The following is a 22571-nucleotide window of genomic DNA, read 5'->3' on the forward strand; positions in this document are numbered from 1 at the left end:
TCAGGAGGGGACATCAGGATGATCAAGTTCAATACGCGTAGCGCGGCCCTGGCCGCCGTATCCGCCTTCGCCATCACCGCAGGCTTCGCCGGCGCGGCGACGGCGCAGGTCGCGACCTCGACCATTCGAGGCAGCGTCACCGACGGCGCTCAGGCCGAGCCTGGCGTCACCGTCGTCGCGCGTGACGTCAACTCGGGCTTCACCAACCGCACCACGGCCAACGCCCAGGGCGGCTATACTCTTTCCGGCCTTCGTCCCGGCACCTATGAGGTGACGGTGACCACTGCGGACGGTGATACCGCCACCGACACCGTCTCCATCGGCGTCGGTCAGGTCGGCAACCTGGATCTGGTCGTCGCGGACGCGTCGGGTGCGACCAATGTGGGCGAGATCGTCGTTGTGGGCCGCCGTCTGGTGGAAGTCCGCACGCCGGAGAGCGCCACCAACGTCACGACGCAGCAACTTCAGACGCTGCCCCAGTTGAACCGCAACTTCCTGAACTTCACTGCCCTGGCCCCGGGCGTTCGGGTCGGGACAAACCAGAAGGAAAGCCAGATCACGGCTGGCGGTCAGCGGGCGGAAGCGGTCAACGCCTTCATCGACGGGGCCAGCCTGAAGTCCAACATCATCGCCGGCGGCATCGTCGGTCAGGATGACAGTCGCGGGAACCCCTTCCCGTTGGCGGCGGTCCAAGAATTCCGCGTCGTCAGCCAGAATTTCAAGGCTGAATACGAGCAGGCCTCCTCGGCGATCATCACAGCGGTGACCCGCTCGGGCACCAATGAATTCCATGGGGAAATCTTCGGCACCTACCGTGATCAAAGCATGGTCACCCAGGATGTGTTTGCCGAACGTCGAGGCGAAGAAAAGGCCGACCTGAACGTCAAACAATATGGCGCAGCCTTGGGCGGCCCGATCATTCAGGATCGCCTGCACTTCTTCGGCAGCTATGAGCACAAGGAAGAAAACGAGGCGGCCGTGGTGAACCTGGGTCGTCAGGATCCAAAGTATCAGGCACAGTTCGCTAACTACCTCGGCACCTTTGCGACGCCGTTCGAAGAAGATCTGTATTTCGGCAAGCTCAGCTTCCAGCCTGCGGAAGGTCATCTGATCGATCTGAGCGTCACCTATCGTGACGAAGGCGAAGTCGCCAGTGTCGGCGGGGCCAACTCTTTTGATCGTGCGACCGGTCTGCAGCAGACGACCAAGAGCGCCAACCTGCGTTATCAGTGGCAGGGGCAGGGCTTCCTGAACGAGGTCGCCGTCGATTACAGGAATTACCACTACAACCCGACAGCGGCCAATTTCGACACGCCGGGGGCCAGCTATCGGGTATTCGATCGCGGCTATGATCCCTTCGGCGGGGATACCATCCTGAACATCGGCGGCGCCAACACCCGCCAGGACATCACGGACGAGTCGGTGACCTTCCGTAACGACCTGACCCTCAACGAGGTCGAGTTCAAGGGCTTCCACACCATCAAGATGGGCGTGAAGTTCTCGAGCCAAGACTATCACGTCGAGAAGGAGTTCGGCCGCAATCCCGAGTTCTTTTATGATGTGGACGGGATCGGCAGCGGCGACGCCTCGGTGCCCTATCGGGTTCAACTGGGTAATGCTTTCCCGACCGTCGACCTGACGAACAAGGTCTATGGCGTCTATATCCAGGACGACTGGCGGATCACCGACAAGCTGGAGCTGAACCTCGGCATCCGCTGGGACTATGAGGACAACGCCAGCAACCCGGACTATGTCACGCCTCAGTCCGCCGTGGACGGCCTGAACCAGTGGATCGCTTCCACCGACGGCGGCAAGCCGGCCGGCTATGCACCCAGCTGGTTCAACATTGGCGACTACATCTCGACCGGCGACAATCGCGATCCTTACGCCAAGGCCTTCCAGCCGCGGATCGGTTTCTCCTACGACGTCTTCGGCGATCGCGGCACCGTGATCTTCGGCGGCGCCGGGCGCTATTATGATCGGGTGAATTTCAACTTCGCCTTCGACGAGATCGCCAAGCCGTTCGACAACTCCAAGAACGCCTTCTTCACGACGACGCCCGGGGCGGTTCAGGACGGCAGTTCTGCCAATCCCTTCCTGTGGAACGCGTCCTACATGACGACGTCCGGTCTGGATGCGCTTCTGGCGACCATTCCCGCCAAGGGCGAAGCCTTCCTGCTGAAGAACGATTACGAGCCGCCGCGCACCGACCAGTTCAATCTGGGCGTCCGCCAGCGGGTCGGCGACTGGCAGACCGAGTTCACCCTGGCCTATGGCAAGACCGAAAACGAGTTCACCTGGCAGTATCTGAACCGCTGCCGCGAACCCAACTACGGCAACGACGGCGACGGCTTCGGCGACAACGGCGGTTGGTGCGGACCGGGCGGCAGCAATCCGTATCGCAGCTATCTGGTCTCGGACCACAACAAGGAACGCGAGTTCACGGCCCTCTACGTCAAGCTGGACAAGCCCTACACGCGTGATTCAGGCTGGGGTGTGAACATTGCCTATACCCTGTCTGACGCACAGCAGAACGGCGGCAACGATAACTTCTGCTTCGACTGCTTCTCGGTAGAGGCTTCTCCGATGCGCAATTCGGCGAACAACGAGCGTCATCGGATCGTGGCCAACGGCATTCTGGACCTGCCGCTGGACTTCCAGCTCTCGGGCATCCTGACCCTGGGTTCGGGCACGCCGTTCGAAGTCTATGACGGCACGGGTTCGAACTTCTACTACCGACCCTACGGTGCTTATCCGGAGAAGGAGAACTTCTTCATCCCGAACGCCTTCGCCTATCGCAATCTGGATCTTCGTCTGACGAAGAAGATTGATATGGCAGGGGCCGGCGAGCTGCAGGTCTATGTTGATGCGATCAACGTGTTCAACTTCAAGAACTACAGCGGCTTCAACGGCGATGCTGGCACGCCCAACTTCGGCAACCCCAGCAGCGTGCAGTATCCGACGCGGTCGTTCCAGATCGGCGCCCGCTACGCCTTCTAACTCCCTCTGAGCCTGGGCCGCCTTCCGCTTGCGCGGGAGGCGGCCTTCTTCTTGATACAGACCCAGTGAGCGTGCCCATGAACCGCCGAAACTTCCTGATGCGAACCACGGCCGGGGCTGCGGCTCTGGCGGTCGGCGGCATGGTCGCAGACCAGGCTGTGGCGCAGCAGGCGGTCACGGGCGCGGTCAACGGCACGCAGCGGCGCCCCTTGCGGCTGGACCGCGAGATCAGCGAGCTTCAGGAACGCACCTTCCGCTGGTTCGAGAAGGTCACGGATCGGCGCACCGGTCTGACTCCCGATCGCTGGCCCACGCCGTCCTTCTGCTCCATCGCCGCGGTCGGTTTCGCCCTGACCTGCTGGCCCATCGGCGTCGAGCGGCGCTGGATGAGCCGGGACGAGGCGCGCGAACGCACCCTGATCACCGTCCGCTATTTCCACAGCCTGCCCCAGGGGCCGGAGCCGACCGGCACGGCGGGGCACAAGGGCTTCTTCTATCATTTCCTGGAGATGGAGACCGGGCTTCGCTACCGGACCAACGAGCTGTCGACCGTCGATACGGCCCTGCTGATCGCCGGCATGTTGTTCGCCGCCCGCTATTTCGACGGCGACCACCCGGACGAGGTCGAGATCCGCAGTCGGGTCCAGGCCCTGTACGAGCGGATCGAATGGGACTGGGCCGTCGTGCGCGACAACCGGATCACCATGGGCTGGCATCCGGAGAGCGGCTTCATCCCGTCCGACTGGCATGTCTATAACGAGGGGATGCTGCTGCTGCTCCTGGCCATCGGCAGCCCGACCCATCCGGTCTCGGTCAACGTCTGGCATGAGTGGGCCGCCAGCTATGACCAGAGCTGGACCGACCGCTGGGGCAGCTGGCACCTGAATTTCGCGCCGATCTTCGGCCACCAGTACAGCCATATGTACGTCGACTTCCGCGGCATCCAGGACGCCTGGATGCGGGGCCAGACGGCCCAGATGGGCGAGTATCTGGACTATTTCGAAAACAGCCGCCGCGCCGTCTACGCCCAGCAGAAATACGGCCACGACAATCCGGGCCAGTGGGCCGGCTATTCGTCCGAGACCTGGGGTCTGACGGCCTGCGACGGGCCGGGCGATTTCAAACAGACGATCAACGGGGTCGAGCGCGAGTTCTTCAGCTATTCGGCGCGGGGCCCCGGCGAGCGCGACGACGGCACCATCGCGCCCACGGCGGCGGCCAGCTCCATCGCCTTCGCGCCCGAGATCGTCGTGCCCTGCATCAAGGCGATGAAGAGCCGGTTCGGCGCGGGGATCTATACTGAGTGGGGCTTCCTCGACAGCTTCAACCCGACCCTGACCCAGCGCGACGGGCCCTTGCAGCACGGCAAGATCATTGACGGCGTGGGCTGGGTCGCCGACGACTATCTGGGCATCGACCAGGGCCCCATCGTCGGCATGACCGAGAACCATCGCTCCGACTTCATCTGGCGCTACATGCGCGGCGAGCCGCACATCCGTAAGGCCCTGGAGACAGCGGGCTTCACCGGCGGCTGGCTGAACGCATGACCTCTGGCCCGCACAGGCGGGGCGCCCTGGCGCTGCTGGCGGGCGGGGCGGCGGCGGCCTGCACGCCGCGCCGTGACGGCGAGACGGTGCTGCGCTTCTGGGCCATGGGCAATGAGGGCGGGACGGTCGGGGAACTGATGCCCGAGTTCGAGCGGCGCAACTCCGGCGTCCGGGTCGAGGTCCAGCCCCTGCCGTGGACCGCGGCCCACGAGAAACTGCTGACCGCCTACGCCGGCGCCTCGCTGCCGGACGTCAGCCAGATCGGCAACACCTGGGTGTCGGAACTGACCGCCATCGGCGCCCTGTCGCCGACTCCGCCGGCCGCCGCCGACCTGCTGACCGATCAGTTCGAGGCGGTGCTGGAGACCAACGAGGTGGCCGGCCGGGCCATGACCACGCCCTGGTACGTCGATACGCGTCTGTTGTTTTATCGCACCGACCTTCTGGCCCGCGCCGGTTTCGACGCGCCGCCGCAGGACTGGGCCGAGTGGAAGCGGGCCATGCACGGGATCAAGCGCGTGGCGGGCGGCGACAACTACGCCATCCTGCTGCCGCTGAACGAGTTCGAGCAACTTCTCACTTTCGGATTGCAGACCGAAGAGCCGCTGCTGCGCGACCGCAATACGCGAGGCAACTTCTCCAACCCCGGCTTCGTCGCGGCCCTGGCCTTCTATCGCAGCCTGTTCGCCGAGGGCCTGGCGCCCCTGGCTTCGGCGGCGCAGATCTCGAACGTCTGGACCGAGTTCGCGCGCGGCTATTTCAGCTTCTATTTCTCCGGCCCGTGGAGCGTCGGCGACTTCCGATCGCGCCTGCCGGCGTCGTTCCAGCCGAACTGGGCCACGGCCGGCGTGCCGGGACCGAGCGGTCTGGGCGCCTCGGCGCCGGGTGGATCCAGCCTGGCGGTGTTCCAGTCGTCGCCGCATCAGGAGGCGGCCTGGGCCCTGGTGCGCTATCTGTCCGAACCGGCGGTCCAGGCCCGGTTCAACACCATCGTCGGCGACCTGCCGGCGCGAAAGAGCGCCTGGGACATCGCCCAGGTGGAGCGCGACCCCATGCTGGCGCCCTTCCGGGGCCAGCTGGAACGCGCCAAGGCCGTGCCCAAGGTTCCGGAATGGGAACGGATCGTGACAGAGATGCAGATCGTCGCCGAACGGATGGTGCGCGGCGAATATACGCCCGAGACTGCGGCGGCGGAGATCGACCGTCGGGCGGACCGACTGCTGGAGAAGCGCCGCTGGATGATGGAACAGGGCAGGGCCGTATGACCGTCGCCGATCCCGCAATATCTGCCGTCCGACGTTCACGTGGCCTCGCAGCCCGCGAACGCGCCGCCTGGGCTTTCGTCGCCCCGGCGATGATCGCCATCGGCCTGTTCTTCGCCCTCCCGGTGATCGCGGCCCTGCTGCTCAGCCTGACCGACTTCGACATCTACGCCCTGGCGAACCTCGACAATCTGCGCTTCGTCGGTCTGCAGAACTACGAGCGGCTGATGACCAATCCGCTGTTCTGGGGGGCGATGAAGAACACCCTGACCTTCGCGGTCCTGGGCGTGCCCCTGTCCATCGCGGCCTCGCTGGCGGCGGCGGTGATCCTGAACGCACGGGTGGTGAAGTGGCGGCCGATCTGGCGGGTCATGTTCTTCGCCCCCTATGTCACCACCCTGGTCGCCACTGCGGTGGTCTGGCGCTATCTGCTGCACACCCGCTACGGCGTGATCAACTGGGGGCTTGAGAGCATCGGCCTGCCGGCCGTCGACTGGCTGGGTCAGCCCTCGACCTCCATCCCCGCCATCCTGATGTTCGTGGTCTGGAAGATCTTCGGCTATAATATGCTGATCTTCCTGGCGGTGCTTCAGACCGTGCCGGACGACCTGTACGAGGCCGCCCGCATCGACGGCGCCGGGCCGTGGAAACAGTTCCGCCATGTCACCCTGCCGGCCATCGCGCCGACGATGCTGCTGGTCTCGATCATCTCGGTCGCCAGCTTCTTCCAGCTCTTCGCCGAACCCTATGTGATGACGCAAGGCGGCCCGGCCCAGAGCACGGTGACGGTGCTGTATTTCATGTACGAGGAAGGCTTCAAATGGTGGAACCTGGGCTCCGCCAGCGCGGTCGCCTTCGTCCTGTTCCTGTGCATCCTGGCCATCACCCTGGTGCAGCTGGCCGTGGCCAAGCGGGTGGGGGCGTATCAGTGAAAATCCGCTCGATCTTGCTCAACCTCGCCGTCGCGCTCATCGCGCTCATCGTCCTGTTCCCGCTGGTCTGGATGGCGTCGGTCAGCTTCATGCCGACCGGCGAGGCGGCGACCTTCCCACCGCCGCTGGTCCCGTCGCGCTGGACCCTGGAGCATTATCAGGACCTGTTCCTGAACCAGGGCATGGGCCGCTATCTGTGGAACAGTTTCGCCTTGGCCACCCTGGCGACGATCCTGGCGCTCAGCTTCACCGTCCCGGCCGGCTACGCCTTCGCCAAGCTGAAATTCGCCGGGCGCGAGCGGCTGTTCCAGCTGCTGGTCGCCGCCCTGGTGGTGCCGGCCCAGATCGGCACCCTGCCGCTGTTCCTGATGCTGAAGGGGATGGGGCTGGTGAACACCTACGCCGGCGCCCTGGTGCCCTGGCTGGCCTCGATCTTCGGCCTGTTCCTGGTGCGCCAGTATGCGCTGAGCATTCCCGACGAAATGCTGGAGGCGGCCCGCATCGACGGCGCGAGCGAAGGCCAGATCTTCCGCCGCATCGTCCTGCCGACGCTGCAGCCGATCATCGTCACCCTGGGCCTGTTCGTCTTCCTGGGCAGCTGGAACGACTTCCTGTGGCCGCTGATCATCCTGACGGACCAGGCGAACTACACCCTGCCGGTCGCCCTGGCGGCCCTGTCGCGCGAACATGTGCAGGATGTCGAACTGATGATGGCCGGCGCTGTCGTCACAGTCGCGCCCGTCCTGATCCTCTTCCTCGCCCTGCAACGCTACTACATCCGCGGCATGCTCGCGGGCAGCGTGAAGGGGTGATCCTTGTAGCCCTCCACCGCCGTCATCCTAGGCCTTGTGCCTAGGATCCATAGACTCCGTCGAGGACGGGACGCACGCCTTCGACACCGGGCGTATGGATCCTCGGGACAAGCCCGAGGATGACGGGGAGAGGGAAAACTGGAGTAATCCGAATGCGTATCCTGACCTCCATCCTCGCACTTAGCGCCGCCCTCATGGCCGCCCCCGCCGTCGCCCAGGACACGCGCGTTCTCGACAGCATGGACGACGCGTCGCGTTGGCAGGCCAGCGCCTCCACCGACGTCCACGCCGCCGTCTCCGCCGTCGCCGGGCATGACGGCCGCGCCGTCCGGCTCGACTACGACTTCGACGGCAAGGCCGGCTATGCGGTGCTCAGCAGGCCCCTGCCGTTCGACCTGCCCGACAATTACGAGATCAGCCTCTGGGTGCGCGGCGCCGGGCCGGTCAACACCTTTGAGGTCAAGCTGACCGACGCCTCGGCCGAGAACGTCTGGTGGAAACAGACCGCGCGCTACGACTTCCCCGACGGCTGGACGAAGGTCGTCATCAAGCGCCGCCAGGTGTCCAAGGCCTGGGGCCCCAGCCCGGAGACGGTGCTGCGCCGCGCCGAGCGGGTCGAGTTTGTCGTCGTCGCGGCCGATGGCGGCAAGGGCGCCGTCGAGATCGACCAACTAAGCCTTCGCGCCCTGCCGGTCGATCCCGCCGTGCCGCCCCAGCCGGTCGCCGCCGACGAACGGGCGGAGACGACCGCCGCCAACGCCGTCGATCTGGACCCGAAGACGGCCTGGACCCCGCCGGTAGGCGAACCGTCGGTCTTGACCCTGGACCTCGGTTACGAGCGCGAGTTCGGCGGCCTGACCCTGCGCTGGGGCGAGCGGGGGGCGGCGGCGGACTATCGGATTTCCGCCTCGACGGACGGACGGGACTGGCGCGAGCTGGCGATGGTTACGGGCGGGAACGGCGGCGTCGACTGGCTGCGTACGCCCGAGGCGACGGCGCGCTGGCTGCGGCTGGAGCCGCTGAAGCCGGTCCCCGCCTCTGACGTGGTCGGCTCGTCCGGCGCCGGACAGCGGCTGGGGGCAGGGCAGGCGACGACCTATGCGCTGACTGAGATCGAGGTCGAACCCCTGGCCTTCGGCGAGGACGCCACGGCCTTCGTCGAGGCGGTGGCCAAGGAGAACCGTCGCGGTCTCTATCCGCGCGGCTTCTTCGGCGAACAGCCCTACTGGACCCTGGTCGGCGTCGACGGCGGCGGCGAGAGCGGTCTGATCGGCGAGGACGGCGCCATCGAACTGCGCCGCGCTGGCCCCAGCATCGAACCCTTCGTCGTCGATAACGGGCGGCTGATCACCTGGGCCGACGTCAATGTCGAACAGGGGCTGAAGGACGGCGACCTGCCCATTCCCTCGGTGACCTGGACCGCCGACGACTGGACGCTGAAGATCACCAGCTTCGCCGACGGCGCGCCGGACCAGGCGCGTCTGTGGGGCCGCTATGACCTGACCAACACCTCCAACCGGCCGCGCAACCTGACCCTGGCCCTGACGGCGCGGCCGTTCCAGGTCAATGGACCCGTGCAGTTCCTGGCCATTCCGGGCGGCGTGGCGCCGGTGGAGCGGATCGCCTGGGACGGCGCGAGCCTGACGCTGAACGACGACGTCCGGGTCCACGCCCTGACTGCGCCGGACGCCGTCGCGGCCTCGAGCTTCGATGCAGGGGCAGATCCTCAATCATTGATTCTACCGTCGGCGCGACGGCCCGCCGGCGAACCGGTCATGGTCTCCGACCCCACGGACCTGCCGGCCGGCGCCCTGCTGTATGAGGTGATGCTCCAGCCCGGCGAGACACGCACCTTCGGCTTCTTGTCGCCGCTGGCGGGCGAGACGCCGCAGGCGGGGCAGGGCGTCGCCGCGCTGGATCAGGCCGAGCGGGCGCTGGCGGCGGAATGGCGCGAGAAGCTGGACCGGGTGGACCTGACCCTGCCGCCCGCCGCCCAGCGGATCGAGGACGCGTTGAAGTCGTCCCTGGCCCATATGCTGATGTCGCGTCAGGGGCCGATCCTCCAGCCCGGCACCCGCAGCTACAACCGCTCCTGGATCCGCGACGGGGCCATGATGGCCGAGGGGCTGAACCGGCTGGGCATGGCCGAGCACTCCGCCGACTATCTGCGCTGGTACGCCCCCTACGTCTTTGAAAACGGCAAGGTCCCCTGCTGCGTCGATGCGCGCGGCGCCGATCCGGTGCCCGAGAACGACAGCCACGGCGAGTTCGTCTTCCTGGCCGCCGAGACCTATCGCTACACCGGCGACGAGGCCCTGCTGCGCCAGGTCTGGCCCCAGGTGCAGAAGGCCATCGCCTATATGGACGAGTTGCGCGCCTCCACCCGCACCGCCGCCTTCCAGACGCCGGATCAGCGCCATCTGTACGGCCTCTTGCCGCCGACGATCAGCCACGAGGGCTATTCGGACAAGGCGGCCTATTCCTACTGGGACGATTTCTGGGGCCTGCTGGGCTACAAGGACGCGGTCTTCATCGCCGAGACCCTGGGCGACGCAGACGCCGCCGCCCGCTACGCCGCCGCCCGCGATCAGTTCGCCGCCGACATCCGCGCCTCCATCGCCGCGACGGCCGAACACCACGACATCGACTGGATCGCCGGGGCCGCCGACCGCGGCGATTTCGACGCCACCTCGACCACCATCGCCCTGTCGCCGTCGGGCGAGCAGGATAATCTCCCGCCCGAACTGACGGCGCGAACCTTCGACCGCTATTGGGAAAACTTCCAGAGCCGCCTGACCAATCGCACCGGGTGGAAGGACTACACCCCCTACGAATGGCGGCTGGTCGGCGCCTATGTTCGGCTGGGCCAGAAGGACCGCGCCCTGGCGGTGCTGGACTTCCTGATGGCCGACCGCCGGCCCGAGGCCTGGAACGGCTGGGCCGAGGTGGTGGGGCGCGACAAGCGCGAGCCCCGCTTCATCGGCGACATGCCCCACGCCTGGATCAGCTCCGACTATATCCGCTCGGCCCTGGACCTGTTCGCCTACGAACGGGACCGCGATCACGCCCTGGTGCTGGCGGCGGGCGTGCCGGAGGCCTGGCTGGATACGGCCGAGGGCGTGGGGGTGAAGGGCCTGCGCACCGCCTATGGCCCCCTGACCTACGCCTATCGCAAACAGGGGGCGGCCTATGTCCTGACCCTGGGAGAAGGGGCGACCCCGCCGGGCGGCTATGTGCTGCAATGGCCGGCGGGGGAGGGGCGGCCCGAGCGGGTCCGCATCGACGGGCGGGCCGCGCAGTGGACCGGCGACGAGCTGGCGATCCCCGTGGGCGCGCGGCGGGTGGAGATGCGCTGAGTATCCACCTCCCTGCGCGCGAAGGCGCGCGGGGAGGACAGGCGGGAGCGTCAGCGGACGCCAGGAGGGGGCGACTCGGTGTCAGAAGCTGGCGCGGTCATCCCCACCGACCGAGTCGCCCCCGCCTGATCGCTACGCGATCTGTCCTCCCCGTTCGCCTTCGCGAACGGGGAGGTGAGGTCAGCTCTCAGCCTTGGCCTTCTTCGCCGGCGCCTTCTTGGCCGCCGGTTTCTTCGCAGCCGCAGCCTTCTTCGGCGCGGCCGCCTTCTTGGCCGCCGGGGCCTTCTTCTTCGGCGCCGCCCCGGCCTTGGCGGCCAGCAGGGGCAGGGCGTCTTCCAGGGTCAGGTCTTCGGGCGCCGTGCCCTTGGGCAGGGTGGCGTTGATCTTGCCCGATTTGACGTAGGGGCCGAAGCGGCCGGCCATGACGTGGATCGGCTCGCCCGTTTCCGGGTGGGCGCCCAGGTCCTTCAGCGGGGCGGTGGCCGCGCCGCGACCGGGCCGTCCGGCGCGCTTCTCGGCCAACAGGGCGACGGCGCGGTTCAGGCCGACCTCGAACACCTCGTCGATGTCCGAGACGTTCGCATAGGTGCCGGCGTGCAGGACGAAGGGTCCGTAACGGCCAAGGCCCGCGGTGATCATCTTGCCGTCCTCGGGGTGAACCCCGACCTCGCGCGGCAGGGCCAGCAGGCGCAGCGCCTGGTCCAGCGTCAGCGACGCCGGCGACCAGCCCTTGGGCAGGGACGAGCGTTTGGGCTTGTCGCCCTCGGGCGGGGTGATTTCGACATAGGGGCCGAAACGGCCGATCTTCAGCTGCACCGGCTGGCCCGTTTCCGGGTCGATCCCAAGTTCGCGGTCGCCGCTTTCCGCCGACCCGTCTTCAGCCGACGGGCTGGCGACGGGGCGGGTGTATTTGCAGTCCGGGTAGCGTTCGCAGCCGATGAAGGCGCCGAACCGGCTGGTCTTCAGGCTGAGCTGGCCCTGGTGGCACAGGGGGCATTCGCGCGGGTCGGACCCGTCTTCCTTGGCCGGGAAGATGTGGGCGCCCAGCGACTCGTTCAGCGCGTCCAGAATGGCCGTGGTGCGCAGTTCGCCGGCGGCCTGGGTCGCGGCGTGGAAGTCCGACCAGAACTCACGCAACAGCACCTTCCAGTCCAGTTGACCGGCCGACACCTCGTCCAGACGCGTCTCCAGGGCGGCGGTGAAGTCGTATTCGACCCATTTCCGGAAGAATTGCTCCAGGAAGGCCGTGACCAGCCGCCCCTTGTCCTCGGGATAGAAGCGGTTCTTGTCCACCCGCACATATTCGCGGTCGCGCAAGGTCGACAGGGTCGAGGCGTAGGTCGAGGGGCGGCCGATGCCCAGCTCTTCCAGCTTCTTGACCAAGGTGGCTTCCGAATAGCGCGGGGGCGGTTCGGTGAAATGCTGATCGGTGCGGATGGCGTCGACCTTGGCCTTGGCGCCTTCCTTCAGCGCGGGCAGGCGGCTGGTGTCGTCGCCCTCGTCCTCTTCGGCGCCCTTCTGCTTCTCGTCGCGGCCTTCTTCATAGACGGCCAGGAAGCCGTCGAAGGTCACCACCTGGCCGGTGGCGCGCAGGCCGGTCAGGCCGTCCGAGGTTTCGATCTCCACCGTGGTGCGGTCCATCCGGGCCGCCTCCATCTGTGAGGCGACCATCCGCTTCCAGATCAGCTCGTACAGACGCTGAAGATCGGATTCGAGGCGCAGAGAATCGGGATGACGGGCGATGTTGGTCGGCCGGATCGCTTCGTGCGCTTCCTGAGCATTCTTAGCCTTGGTCTTGTAATAGCGCGCTTCCTGCGGAACGAAGGCCGGGCCGAATTCCTTGGCGATGACCTCTCGCGCCTGGGCTATGCCCTCGGGCGTGGTCTGGACGCCGTCGGTCCGCATATAGGTGATCAGGCCGCCGGTCTCGTCGACGCCTTCATACAGTTTCTGCGCCGCCTGCATGGTGCGCTGGGCCGAAAAGCCCAGCTTGCGCGAGGCTTCCTGTTGCAGGGTCGAGGTGGTGAAGGGTGGGGCCGGGTTGCGGCGGACGGGCTTCTTCTCGACCGAGTTGATGGTGAAGTCGCCGGCGTCGATGGCCGCACGGGCGGCGGCGGCGGTCGCCTCGTCCTTGATGTCCAGTCGCTGGACCCGCTTGCCCTCATGCTTGACCAGGCGGGCGGTGAAGGGTGGGCTGTCGGCGTTCAGGTCGGCCTCGATGGACCAGTATTCCTGCGCCTTGAACTTCTCGATCTCCATCTCGCGATCGACGACGATGCGCAGGGCGACGGATTGAACCCGGCCGGCCGAGCGCGCGCCCGGCAGCTTGCGCCACAGGACCGGCGACAGGGTGAAGCCGACCAGATAGTCCAGCGCCCGGCGGGCCAGATAGGCCTCGACCAGCTCCATGTCGATCTGGCGCGGATTGGCCATGGCCTCGAGGACGGCGGATTTGGTGATGGCGTTGAAGGTGACGCGCTCGACGTGCGTGTCCTTCAGCGCCTTCTTCTTGTTCAGCACCTCCAGCACGTGCCAGCTGATGGCTTCCCCTTCGCGGTCGGGGTCGGTCGCCAGGATGACGCGGTCGGCGCGCTTGGCGGCCTCGGCGATTTCGGACAGCCGCTTGGCGCCCTTGGCGTCGGCCTCCCAGTGCATGGAGAAGTCGTCGTCGGGCAGGACCGATCCATCCTTCGACGGCAGGTCGCGGACGTGGCCGTAGGACGCCAGAACCTCATAGCCGGAGCCGAGGTATTTATTGATGGTCTTGGCCTTTGCGGGGCTCTCGACGATAACGAGGTTCATGCGTGTTCGGTCTCGGGAAGGGGCGCGAACGTGGTTGGAGCGGAGCCATGTGTCAATGCACCGGCCGCCGGACGCCCGTAAACTTGCGGAATATCGGGTGACTATCACGGATCGAAGACGAATCCGGAAGAGACTTCACTATATGGACGCGAGACCGCCCGGCAGCAGCTCCGCACGGCCCGCCAGGCTCAGTTCCAGCAGGGCGGCGGCGACCTGGCCCATGGGGGCGTTCAGGGCGCGGGCGATCTCGTCGCGCGGCGTCGGGGTCGGGGACAGCAGGGCGGCGACCCGGTCCAGGAAGGCGTCGTCCACCTCGCCATAGTCCATGGGTTCCGACGGCGGCGCGCGCAGGGTGCGCAGGGTGTTGAAGGCGCGCTCGATATCCTCGATCCCCTCGCACAGGATCGCCCCCTGACGCAGCAGTTCGTTCGGACCCTTGGCGCGCGGGTCCAGCGGCGAGCCGGGCACGGCGAAGACGTCGCGCCCCTGTTCCGCCGCCAGCCGGGCGGTGATCAGCGAGCCGGACCTGATCTCGGCCTCGACCACCACGACGCCGCGCGACAGGCCGGAGATGATGCGGTTGCGCCGGGGGAAGTCTCTCGCCTGGGCGCGGGCGCCGACGGGGCTTTCGGACACCACGCAGCCCTGATCGATCAGCCGGGCGTAGAGGTCGACGTGCTCGGGCGGATAGACGTCGTCCACCCCGCCGCCCAGGACCGCGACGGTCCCCGTCGCCAGAGCGCCTTCGTGGGCCGCGGCGTCGATGCCGCGCGCCATGCCCGAGACGACGACATGGCCGGCCTGACCCAGTTGCAGCGCCAGCCCACGCGCGATCCGCTGTCCGCCGGCCGAGGCGATGCGGGCGCCGACGATGGCGACGCAGGGCGCGTTCATCAGTTCGACCCGACCCCGGGTCCACAGGATCGGCGGGGGCGGATCCAGCGCCGCCAGCATCTCGGGATAGTCGGCGTCGCCCAGCACCAGCAGGCGGGCGCCGACCCGCTCACCATCGGCCAGTTCGCGCTCGATCTTGGCGACGGGCGGGGGAATGGAGGCCGCGCCGGACTTGCGGACCAGATCGGGCAGGACCTCCAGCACGCGAACGGCCGAGCCGTAGCGGCCCAGCAACTGGGAAAAGGCGACGGGACCGATGCGGTCGGTGCGGGCGAGCCGCAGCCGGGCGAACCGTTCGTCCGCCGCCAGGCTCACGCCTTCTTGGCCCCGATACGCGGTTCCTCGCCCTTCAGCAGCCGGGCGATGTTCTCGTGGTGGCGGACCCAGATCAGCACGGCCGCGAAGACGGTCAGGCACAGGATCGGCATAGCCACCGGCAGGCCGACGGCGGCGAGCGGCAGCAGGGCCAGCAGGGGCGCGGTCGCCGACGAGATCAGGGCCGCCAGCGACGAATAGCGGAAGACGAAGGCGCTGATCAGCCAGACCGCTCCGGCCATCAGGCCCAGGGGCCAGGCGGCGGCCAGCAGCAGACCATAGAAGGTGGCCACGCCCTTGCCGCCCTTGAACTTCAGCCAGACGGGAAACAGGTGGCCCAGGAAGGCCGCGCCGCCGGCGATGGCGCCCGCCACCTCGCTGTCGAACAGGGCACGGGCGATCAGCAGGGCGACGGCGCCCTTGCCGGCGTCCAGCAGCAGGGTGGCCAGGGCCAGGTCCTTGCGCCCGGTCCGCAGCACATTGGTCGCGCCGATATTGCCGGAGCCGATGTTGCGCACGTCGCCGGCGCCGGCGGCGCGGGTGATCACCACGCCGAACGGAATCGAGCCGAGCAGATAGCCGCCCAGCGCAACCAGCGCCAAGGTCCCGATCGCGGGGCCTGCCAGATCCTGCACGTTGATTCTCTCCCCGGGAAATGCTGTGGCAAAATGCGTCGGCGCGCCTTGCGGAGCAAGGGCGATCCGACCTCTTGACCCGATGAATGACGCAGGGTCAGGTCCGCCCGCCTTGCCGGAGTGCGCCATGACCCGAATCCCCGCCGCCGCCGCCCTGATTCTGCTGCTGTCCACCTCGGCTTGCGTCGGCGCCGCGCCGGCCAGCCCGCCGCCGATGGGCGGACCGGCCATGGCCGTCTATTTCGACTGCGTGAGGGACGGCGGCGTGGCCATCTCGGCGCACCGGGCGGTCTCGGCCATGGACCAGCCCGAGAATTCCATCGCGGCCATCCTGGCCACAGGCCGCGCCATTCCGGGGGCCATCCTCGAACTGGACGCTGTCCTGACCAGGGATGGCCGTCTGGTCCTGATGCACGACGAGACGATGGACCGGACCACGAACGGACAAGGCCGCGTCGCCGATCTGACCCTGGCCCAGGTCAAGGCCGCGCGGCTCAAGGCCTCGAACGGCGCCCTGACCGCCGCCGCACCCCCGACCCTGGCCGAGGCGCTGGACGCCGCGGGGCGTGTGGGCGCCATCGCCAGTCTGGATCTGAAGCCGGCGGACGGCGCAACCACGGTCGATCTGGCGCGGGCCGTGATCGACCAGGTGCGCCGCTCGGGCGCGCAGAACCGGGTCATACTGATCACCTATAGTGACGCCGACGCCCGCGCCGTCGCGGCCCTGGCGCCGGAGATGATGATCTCGGCCGGTCTGGACGGCGTCGAGGATCTGGACGGGCTGAACCCGGCCCAGATCCTGGCCTGGACCGGCACGCGCGAGGAACGCCCCGCCCTGTGGTCGGCCCTGCGTCAGGCGGGGGTCGAGGTCCAGTTCGGCACCCTGGGCGCCGAGGGCCGTCGCCGCGACGACCGTTACGCCGCCGACGGCGACGTCTCCGAATATCGCGACCTGGTCCGCCAGGGCGTCACCGTGATCGCCACCGACACGCCCCTGGCGGTCCAGTCGGTGCTGGGCGCCGAGGTGGCCAAGGCCGCGACCTGCCGCCGCCCGCGCTGACGCGACGATTTGCGCTGAATCAAGGGCCTGGCGGCGCAGTTAGGGCAGGAGGAAGATCAGGAGTTCAGCATGCGCGATGATCTGATGTTCGACGTGGCCGTGGTCGGGGCCGGACCGGCGGGCCTGGCCTTCACCCGGTCCCTGGCCGGAGCGGGGCTGACGGTTGCTCTGATCGAGGGACAGGCCGAGGCGGCCTTGCGCGACCCGGCCTTCGACGGGCGCGAGATCGCCCTGACCCACAACTCCATCCGTCTGTTGAAGAGCCTGGACGCCTGGGACCAGGTGCCGGCGGAAGAGATTTCGGACCTGCGCGAGGCGCGGGTGCTGGACGGCGGCTCGCCCTTCGCCCTGACCTTCGACGCCGGCGGCGCCGACCGGCTGGGCGTCCTGATCCCCAATCACCTGATCCGCCGCGCCCTGTTCGAGGTCGTGGAGGGCCAGCCGGGCGTGACCCTGATGGCCGGGCGGCGGGTGGCCAGTTGCGCCGTCCAGGGCGCCGCCCCGCGCGGGCGGGTCGTACTGGACGACGGGACGGCGATCCGGGCGAAGCTGATCGTGGCGGCGGATTCGCGTTTTTCGGGCGTGCGCGACCAGCTGGGCGTCGGGGTCGAGATGAACCGGCTGGGCCGGTCGATGATGGTCTGCCGGATGCGGCACGACCAGGCGCACCGCCATGTCGCCACCGAATGGTTCGACCATCGCCAGACCGTGGCCCTGCTGCCGGTCGCGGACATCGAGGAGCGGGTCTCCTCCGTCGTCCTGACCCTGGCCGCCCCCGCCATCGCCGACCTGATGCGCCTGTCGCCCGAAGCCTTTTCAGTCGAGATGGAGCGGCGGCTGAAGGGGCGGCTGACCGGGTTGGAACTGATCGACACGCGTCACGCCTATCCTCTGGCCACGACCTGGAGCCGCCGGTTCGCGGGCGAGGGTTTCGCCCTGATCGGCGACGCCGCCGTGGGCATGCACCCGGTCACGGCCCACGGCTTCAACCTGGGTCTGCGCGGACAGGATACGCTGGCCAAGGTGGTGAGATCGGCGCGCGGCGGGGACATCGGCTCGGAACGCCTGTTGGCCCGTTATGAACGCGACCACCGCCTCGCCAGCTGGCCCCTGTACCAGGGCACCAACGCCCTGGTCCGCCTGTTCACCGAGGAGACGCCCCCGGCCCGTCTGGCGCGGGGCGCGGCGCTGCGCGCCGGGCAGGCGACGGCGCCGTTCAAACGGGTGGTGAAGCGGATGCTGACGGCGTGATCGATCCTTTTTCCTTCTCCCGTGGGGAGAAGGTGGCCCGCAGGGCCGGATGAGGGACCGGCGGTGGGCCAACTCGCACCACCTGACCCCTCACCCTTTCGCGCCAGGACGATCGCTACGCTCTCGTGCGCTCAAGCCCTCTCCCAGCGGGAGAGGGAAGGGTGGGTCAGAAAACCTTCCGCCCCGCCACCCAGGTCCCGATCACCTTGCCCTGCAGCCGCCGCCCGTCGAACGGCGAGTTCTTCGACTTCGACCGCAGCCTGTCCGCATCGACAATGATCGGCGCGCCGGGGTCGAACAGGACCAGGTCGGCGGGCGCGCCTTCGGCCAGCACCCCGGCGTCGAGGCCCAGCAGGGCCGCCGGTCCCTGGGTCAGGGGCCGCAGCACGTCCAGCAGGTCCAGACCGTCCTCGTGGTGCAGGGTCAGGGCGGCGGGCAGCAGGGTCTCCAGACCCACGGCGCCGGGCGCGGCCTCGGCGAAGGGGCGGCGCTTGTCCTCGGCGGGGGCAGGGGCGTGGGCCGAGGTGATGACGTCGATCAGCCCCTCGCGCACCGCCTCGATCAGGGCCTGGCGATCGGTCTCCGACCGCAGCGGCGGGTCCAGCCGGTAGAAGGTGCGATAGTCGCCGATATCCACCTCGTTGAAGCACAGGTGGTTGATCGAGACGCTGACGGCGACCTCCAGCCCCTTGGCGCGGGCCCGCGCCAGGGTCTCCAGCGCGCCTTCGGTCGAGATCTGATCGACCAGGAACCGGGCGCCGGTCTGTTCGACCAGGGCCAGGTCGCGCTCCAGCCCGATGCGCTCGGCGATGGCCGGGCTGCCGGACAGGCCCAGCCGCGTGGCCAGTTCGCCGGATGCGGCGACGGCGCCTTCCGTCAGCCAGGGGTCGGACGGGCGGCAGGCGATCAGGGCGTTGAAGGCGGCGGCGTAGCTCATCACCCGCTGCAGGGTGCGGCTGTTGACGATGACCTTGTCGCCGTCGGTGAAATACAGGGCGCCGGCTTCGTCCATCAGGCCGATCTCGGCCATCCGCTGGCCGTCCAGGGCCTTGGTCGCCGCGCCGGCCGCACGGACATTGACCAGATTCAGGGCCGCGCCGCGCCGCTGGATGAAGTCGACCATGGCCGGGTCGTCGACGGCGGGATCGGTGTCGGGCTGAACCACGATCGTGGTCACGCCCCCGGCTGCGGCGGCAAGGCTGGCGGACTTCAGCGTCTCTTTCGGTTCAGCGCCGGGTTCGCCGGTCTTGACCCGGATGTCGATCAGGCCGGGCGCGAGGCACTGGCCGTCGGCGTCGATCACCTGATCGGCGTCGATCTGAGCCGCACCGTGAACGACGCGCACGATGCGGCCATTCTCGATCAGCACGCCGCCTGGGCCGTCATAGTCCGTGGCCGGGTCCAACAGGCGGGCGTTGAGGATGGCGACGGTGGTCATCACTTGTCCCCCCAACGGGCCGACAGGGAGGCCAGCACGGCCATGCGGGCGGCGACGCCCATCTCGACCTGATCCTGGATCAGGGAGACGTCCAGGTCGTCGGCCACGTCGGAATCGATCTCGACGCCCCGGTTCATGGGGCCTGGGTGCATGACCCTGGCGCCCGGCTTGGCCCAGGCCAGCTTCTCGCGGTCCAGGCCCCAGAAGCGGAAATATTCGCGGGTCGAGGGCACCAGGGCGCCGGCCATCCGCTCCAGCTGCAGCCGCAGCATCATCACCACGTCGCAGCCGGCCAGCCCCTCGCGCATGTCGTGGAACACCCCGCAGCCCCAGCGGTCGGCGTCGCCGGGCACCAGGGTCGGCGGGCCGATCAGGCGCACCCGCGCCCCCATCATCTGCAACATCGCCACGTTCGACCGCGCCACCCGGCTGTGGGTGATGTCGCCGCAGATGGCGACCGTCAGGCTGGTCACATCGCCGAAAGCCCGCCGCATCGACAGCAGGTCCAGCAGAGCCTGGGTCGGGTGTTCGTGGCGGCCGTCTCCGGCGTTGACGACGGCGCACCCGACCTTCTGGCTCAGCAGTTCCGCTGCGCCCGAGGCCGAGTGGCGGATGACCAGAATGTCCGGCTTCATCGCATTCAGCGTCACCGCCGTATCGATCAGGGTCTCGCCCTTCTTCACCGAGGACGAGCCGACCGGCATGGTCACCACATCGGCGCCCAGCCGCTTGGCGGCGATCTCGAACGAGGAACTGGTGCGGGTGGAGTTCTCGAAGAACAGGTTCACCACCGTGCGCCCGTGCAGCAGGTCCAGGGCCTTGGACGACTGGCGATTGAAGTCGACGAAGGCGTCGCCGAGATCCAGCAACTGCGGCGTGACGAAGGGGTTCAGGTCCGAGGCGGCCAGGAAGTGGGCCTTGGGGAACGGAACCAGCCGTTCGCGAATGGTCTGGTCGGTGACGTCGTGGGGCTGGGTCATCGAGACGCGCCTATAGGCGGGAGTCGGCGCAAACGCCAGTGTGGAGCGCCAGTCAGCGCCCCAAATCAGGCGAAGTGGAACAGGGCCAGAAGCACCGGAATCACCACGGCGCTGCCGACGGTGGTCAGGGCGATGACCCCCGCGATCAGGGGCGCATCCCCGCCCATCTGGCGCGCCAGGATGTAGGAGGCGGCCGATCCCGGCGCGGCCCCGCAGATCAGGGCGATCCCCTGGGCCAGACTGTCGCCGCCCAGCGCCCAGGCGATGAACCACATCAGCGGCGGCATGACCCCCAGCTTGACCAGGGTCACGGCGGCGATGGTTCCCTGACGGCGCTTGACCTCGGCGAACGACAGACCGGCCCCGGCGACGATCAGGCCCAGCGGCAGGGCGGCGGCGCCCAGCAGGTCCATCGCGTCCGACAGGCCGGGGATCAGCGGCACACGCAGCAGGTTCAGCGCCAAGCCGATCAGACAGGCCAGCAGGATCGGATTGGCGATCATCGACTTGGCCAGGCCCAGCGCCGAAGGCTCGCGCCGCAGCGAACCCCATTTCGCCAGCACGGCGACGCAGGCGATGTTGGTCACCGGAATGATGAAGGCGATGGCGACCGCGGCCATGGCCGTGCCTTCCGACCCATAGACCGACTGGATCACCGGCACGAAAACGAAGCTGTTCCAGCGGATCACCCCCTGAAAGACGCTGGTGTAGGCCGGGCCGTCCAGGGTGATCAGCGGCTTGGCCGCCAGGGTCGCCGCCGCCACGATCAGGGTCGCCCCCACCGCCGCCGCGCCCGCGACCGTCGCCCCGCCGCCCGACAGGTCCGCGTGCCAGATCGCGGGGATGAGGAAGCTGGGATAGAAGATGTTGATCGACAGCTTCTCGATCGGCCGCCACGCCTCGTCGGGCAGGAAGCCGGATTTTCGCAGCCCATAACCCAGGGCGATCATCAGAAAGACCGGCAGGACGCCGGCGATCAGCCCCGTCAAACCCAGGTCGCCTGATCCCGCACCCGATCCAGCGCCCCCTGCAGAATCCAGGCGGCGGCGGTGCGGTCCACGACCTGCGCCCGGCGCTTGCGGTTCAGGTCCAGGTCCTCGATCAGGAACCGCTCGACCGCGCTGGTGGACAGCCGCTCGTCCCAGAAGGCGATGTTGACCGGCCGCAGCCGTTCCAGATTGCGGGCGAAGGCGCGGCACGACTGGGCGCGCGGCCCCTCGGTCCCGTCCATGTTGGCGGGCAGGCCGATCACCAGGGCCGAGACCTTGCGATGCGCCATCAGCTTGAACAGCTGTTCGGCTTCCAGCGTGAACTTGGACTTGCGGATCAGCTCCAGCGGCGAGGCGATCAGGCGCGTGGCGTCCGACACAGCCACCCCAATGGTCTTCTCGCCCAGATCCAGCCCCATCCACGGCGTGTCGGGCGGGCAGGCGGCGGGCAGGTCAAGGAGGTCGAGAACGGGCACGGCTGCGCGGTAGGCGCAGCGCTCCGATGTGTCAAAGCCTAAGGCGCCTTACAGCCCTCATAGGCCTCGTCGTAGCTGCGACCGAAACAGGCCAGCATATTGTCCAGAACGTTGAGATTCATGGGCCATTTCACCTCGACGCCATATTGTTCGCGAAAGGATGCGACGGTCTCCGCCCAATCGTCCGGCGGCGGCGTTGCGGCTAAACGATCGCGGGCGGCCTGGAGCGCCTCTCGATCGTTGTCCAGGAAAGCCACTGTGCCGAGCGCATAATCCTGGAAGCCGTCGCTGGTGATCGCTGGATTGACCCCGGCCAGCAGGAGTCTTTTGGCGCGCAGGCGCTGGTCCAGCGAAGCCCTGAGCTGTCCCTCGTGCCAATAGTTTATGTGAAGTTCGCCGGGGGTCAGCTCCCCCCAATGCGCGGTCCGGAAGGCCGCCAGCAGGTCCGCCGCCGCCTCCCGACAGTCCGGCGTATCGGAGAGGGAGCGCCAGCCGCCCTCGAGATCCTGATCGAAAGCTTCCGGCGAAAGGGCCAGCATCGCGCCCCTATCGTAGGCGCAGGGATCGGACGTAGGGGCAGACTGCAAAAGGAGAGCGGCGATTGCGGCCAGCAGCATGGCGTCATCCTTGGCGTACGAAGGCTATGGCGAAGATTGTTATTGTGCCGGCAGGTGGCTCGCAAGGCGGGCGGTCGTCACGCGCGAAACGCCCGCTGATCGTCACGACCGACCGCGCTGAAATGGTATTTCCGGTCTTTGAATTTTTCGTCGCCCGCTCCACACTGCGTCTGCGCAAGGGTTTGAGGCTGATTTCGCGCCCCCA

Annotated in this window: 16 protein-coding genes; 8 read left to right on the forward strand and 8 right to left on the reverse strand. The window is 67.9% G+C overall.

All coding sequences use genetic code 11. From position 1 onward, the window contains the following. The first annotated feature begins 18 nt into the window (after positions 1-18). From ACP7CK_RS04120 to ACP7CK_RS04145, 6 genes are all read left to right on the forward strand, one after another. Positions 19-3000: a TonB-dependent receptor gene (locus ACP7CK_RS04120; RefSeq protein ID WP_426025195.1), complete on the forward strand. Its 2982-nt coding sequence runs from the start codon at positions 19-21 to the stop codon at positions 2998-3000. A gap of 77 nt (positions 3001-3077) precedes the next feature. Next, on the forward strand, positions 3078-4547 hold the full coding sequence (locus tag ACP7CK_RS04125) for a glucoamylase family protein (protein WP_426025196.1): 1470 nt from the start codon (positions 3078-3080) through the stop codon (positions 4545-4547). Further along, positions 4544-5812, forward strand: coding sequence for a sugar ABC transporter substrate-binding protein (locus ACP7CK_RS04130; RefSeq protein WP_426025197.1), 1269 nt, complete (start codon positions 4544-4546; stop codon positions 5810-5812). The genes ACP7CK_RS04125 and ACP7CK_RS04130 overlap by 4 nt, the downstream gene beginning before the upstream one ends. Continuing rightward, entirely contained in the window at positions 5809-6741 is a 933-nt protein-coding gene (locus ACP7CK_RS04135; RefSeq protein ID WP_426025198.1) for a carbohydrate ABC transporter permease, read from the forward strand. The genes ACP7CK_RS04130 and ACP7CK_RS04135 overlap by 4 nt, the downstream gene beginning before the upstream one ends. Then, entirely contained in the window at positions 6738-7553 is an 816-nt protein-coding gene (locus ACP7CK_RS04140) for a carbohydrate ABC transporter permease (protein ID WP_426025199.1), read from the forward strand. The genes ACP7CK_RS04135 and ACP7CK_RS04140 overlap by 4 nt, the downstream gene beginning before the upstream one ends. A 152-nt stretch (positions 7554-7705) precedes the next feature. Beyond that, positions 7706-10909, forward strand: coding sequence for a discoidin domain-containing protein (locus ACP7CK_RS04145; protein WP_426025200.1), 3204 nt, complete (start codon positions 7706-7708; stop codon positions 10907-10909). Positions 10910-11089: 180 nt separating this feature from the next. Here the strand turns inward: ACP7CK_RS04145 and topA are convergent, their stop codons facing one another. The 3 genes from topA to plsY form a co-directional block, all read right to left on the reverse strand. Next, positions 11090-13711, reverse strand: coding sequence for a type I DNA topoisomerase (gene topA, locus ACP7CK_RS04150; RefSeq protein ID WP_426025201.1), 2622 nt, complete (start codon positions 13709-13711; stop codon positions 11090-11092). A gap of 138 nt (positions 13712-13849) precedes the next feature. Then, entirely contained in the window at positions 13850-14920 is a 1071-nt protein-coding gene (gene dprA / locus ACP7CK_RS04155; protein ID WP_426025202.1) for a DNA-processing protein DprA, read from the reverse strand. Continuing rightward, positions 14917-15555: a glycerol-3-phosphate 1-O-acyltransferase PlsY gene (plsY, locus tag ACP7CK_RS04160; protein ID WP_426025203.1), complete on the reverse strand. Its 639-nt coding sequence runs from the start codon at positions 15553-15555 to the stop codon at positions 14917-14919. The genes dprA and plsY overlap by 4 nt, the downstream gene beginning before the upstream one ends. A 127-nt stretch (positions 15556-15682) precedes the next feature. On the opposite strand from plsY, the gene ACP7CK_RS04165 reads away from it, so the two are divergent. Both ACP7CK_RS04165 and ubiM read left to right on the forward strand, forming a co-directional pair. Beyond that, positions 15683-16615, forward strand: coding sequence for a glycerophosphodiester phosphodiesterase family protein (locus ACP7CK_RS04165; RefSeq protein ID WP_426025204.1), 933 nt, complete (start codon positions 15683-15685; stop codon positions 16613-16615). A 69-nt stretch (positions 16616-16684) separates the two neighbouring features. After that, the gene (gene ubiM, locus ACP7CK_RS04170; RefSeq protein ID WP_426025205.1) at positions 16685-17866 is read left to right on the forward strand and encodes a 5-demethoxyubiquinol-8 5-hydroxylase UbiM; all 1182 of its coding nucleotides are present in this window, start codon (positions 16685-16687) and stop codon (positions 17864-17866) included. A gap of 166 nt (positions 17867-18032) precedes the next feature. Here the strand turns inward: ubiM and pyrC are convergent, their stop codons facing one another. From pyrC to ACP7CK_RS04195, 5 genes are all read right to left on the reverse strand, one after another. Continuing rightward, positions 18033-19304, reverse strand: coding sequence for a dihydroorotase (gene pyrC / locus ACP7CK_RS04175; RefSeq protein ID WP_426025206.1), 1272 nt, complete (start codon positions 19302-19304; stop codon positions 18033-18035). Continuing rightward, entirely contained in the window at positions 19304-20284 is a 981-nt protein-coding gene (locus ACP7CK_RS04180) for an aspartate carbamoyltransferase catalytic subunit (protein ID WP_426025207.1), read from the reverse strand. Before ACP7CK_RS04180 ends, pyrC begins: the two co-directional genes overlap by 1 nt. 65 nt (positions 20285-20349) lie before the next feature. Beyond that, positions 20350-21273: an AEC family transporter gene (locus ACP7CK_RS04185; RefSeq protein ID WP_426025208.1), complete on the reverse strand. Its 924-nt coding sequence runs from the start codon at positions 21271-21273 to the stop codon at positions 20350-20352. Further along, positions 21270-21749, reverse strand: coding sequence for a Holliday junction resolvase RuvX (gene ruvX, locus ACP7CK_RS04190; protein ID WP_183195670.1), 480 nt, complete (start codon positions 21747-21749; stop codon positions 21270-21272). The genes ACP7CK_RS04185 and ruvX overlap by 4 nt, the downstream gene beginning before the upstream one ends. Positions 21750-21787: 38 nt before the next feature. Further along, positions 21788-22366: a hypothetical protein gene (locus ACP7CK_RS04195; protein ID WP_426025209.1), complete on the reverse strand. Its 579-nt coding sequence runs from the start codon at positions 22364-22366 to the stop codon at positions 21788-21790. Positions 22367-22571: the final 205 nt, after the last annotated feature.

The sequence above is a fragment of the Brevundimonas sp. TSRC1-1 genome (assembly GCF_049898245.1).
Classification (GTDB): Bacteria; Pseudomonadota; Alphaproteobacteria; order Caulobacterales; family Caulobacteraceae; genus Brevundimonas; species Brevundimonas mediterranea_A.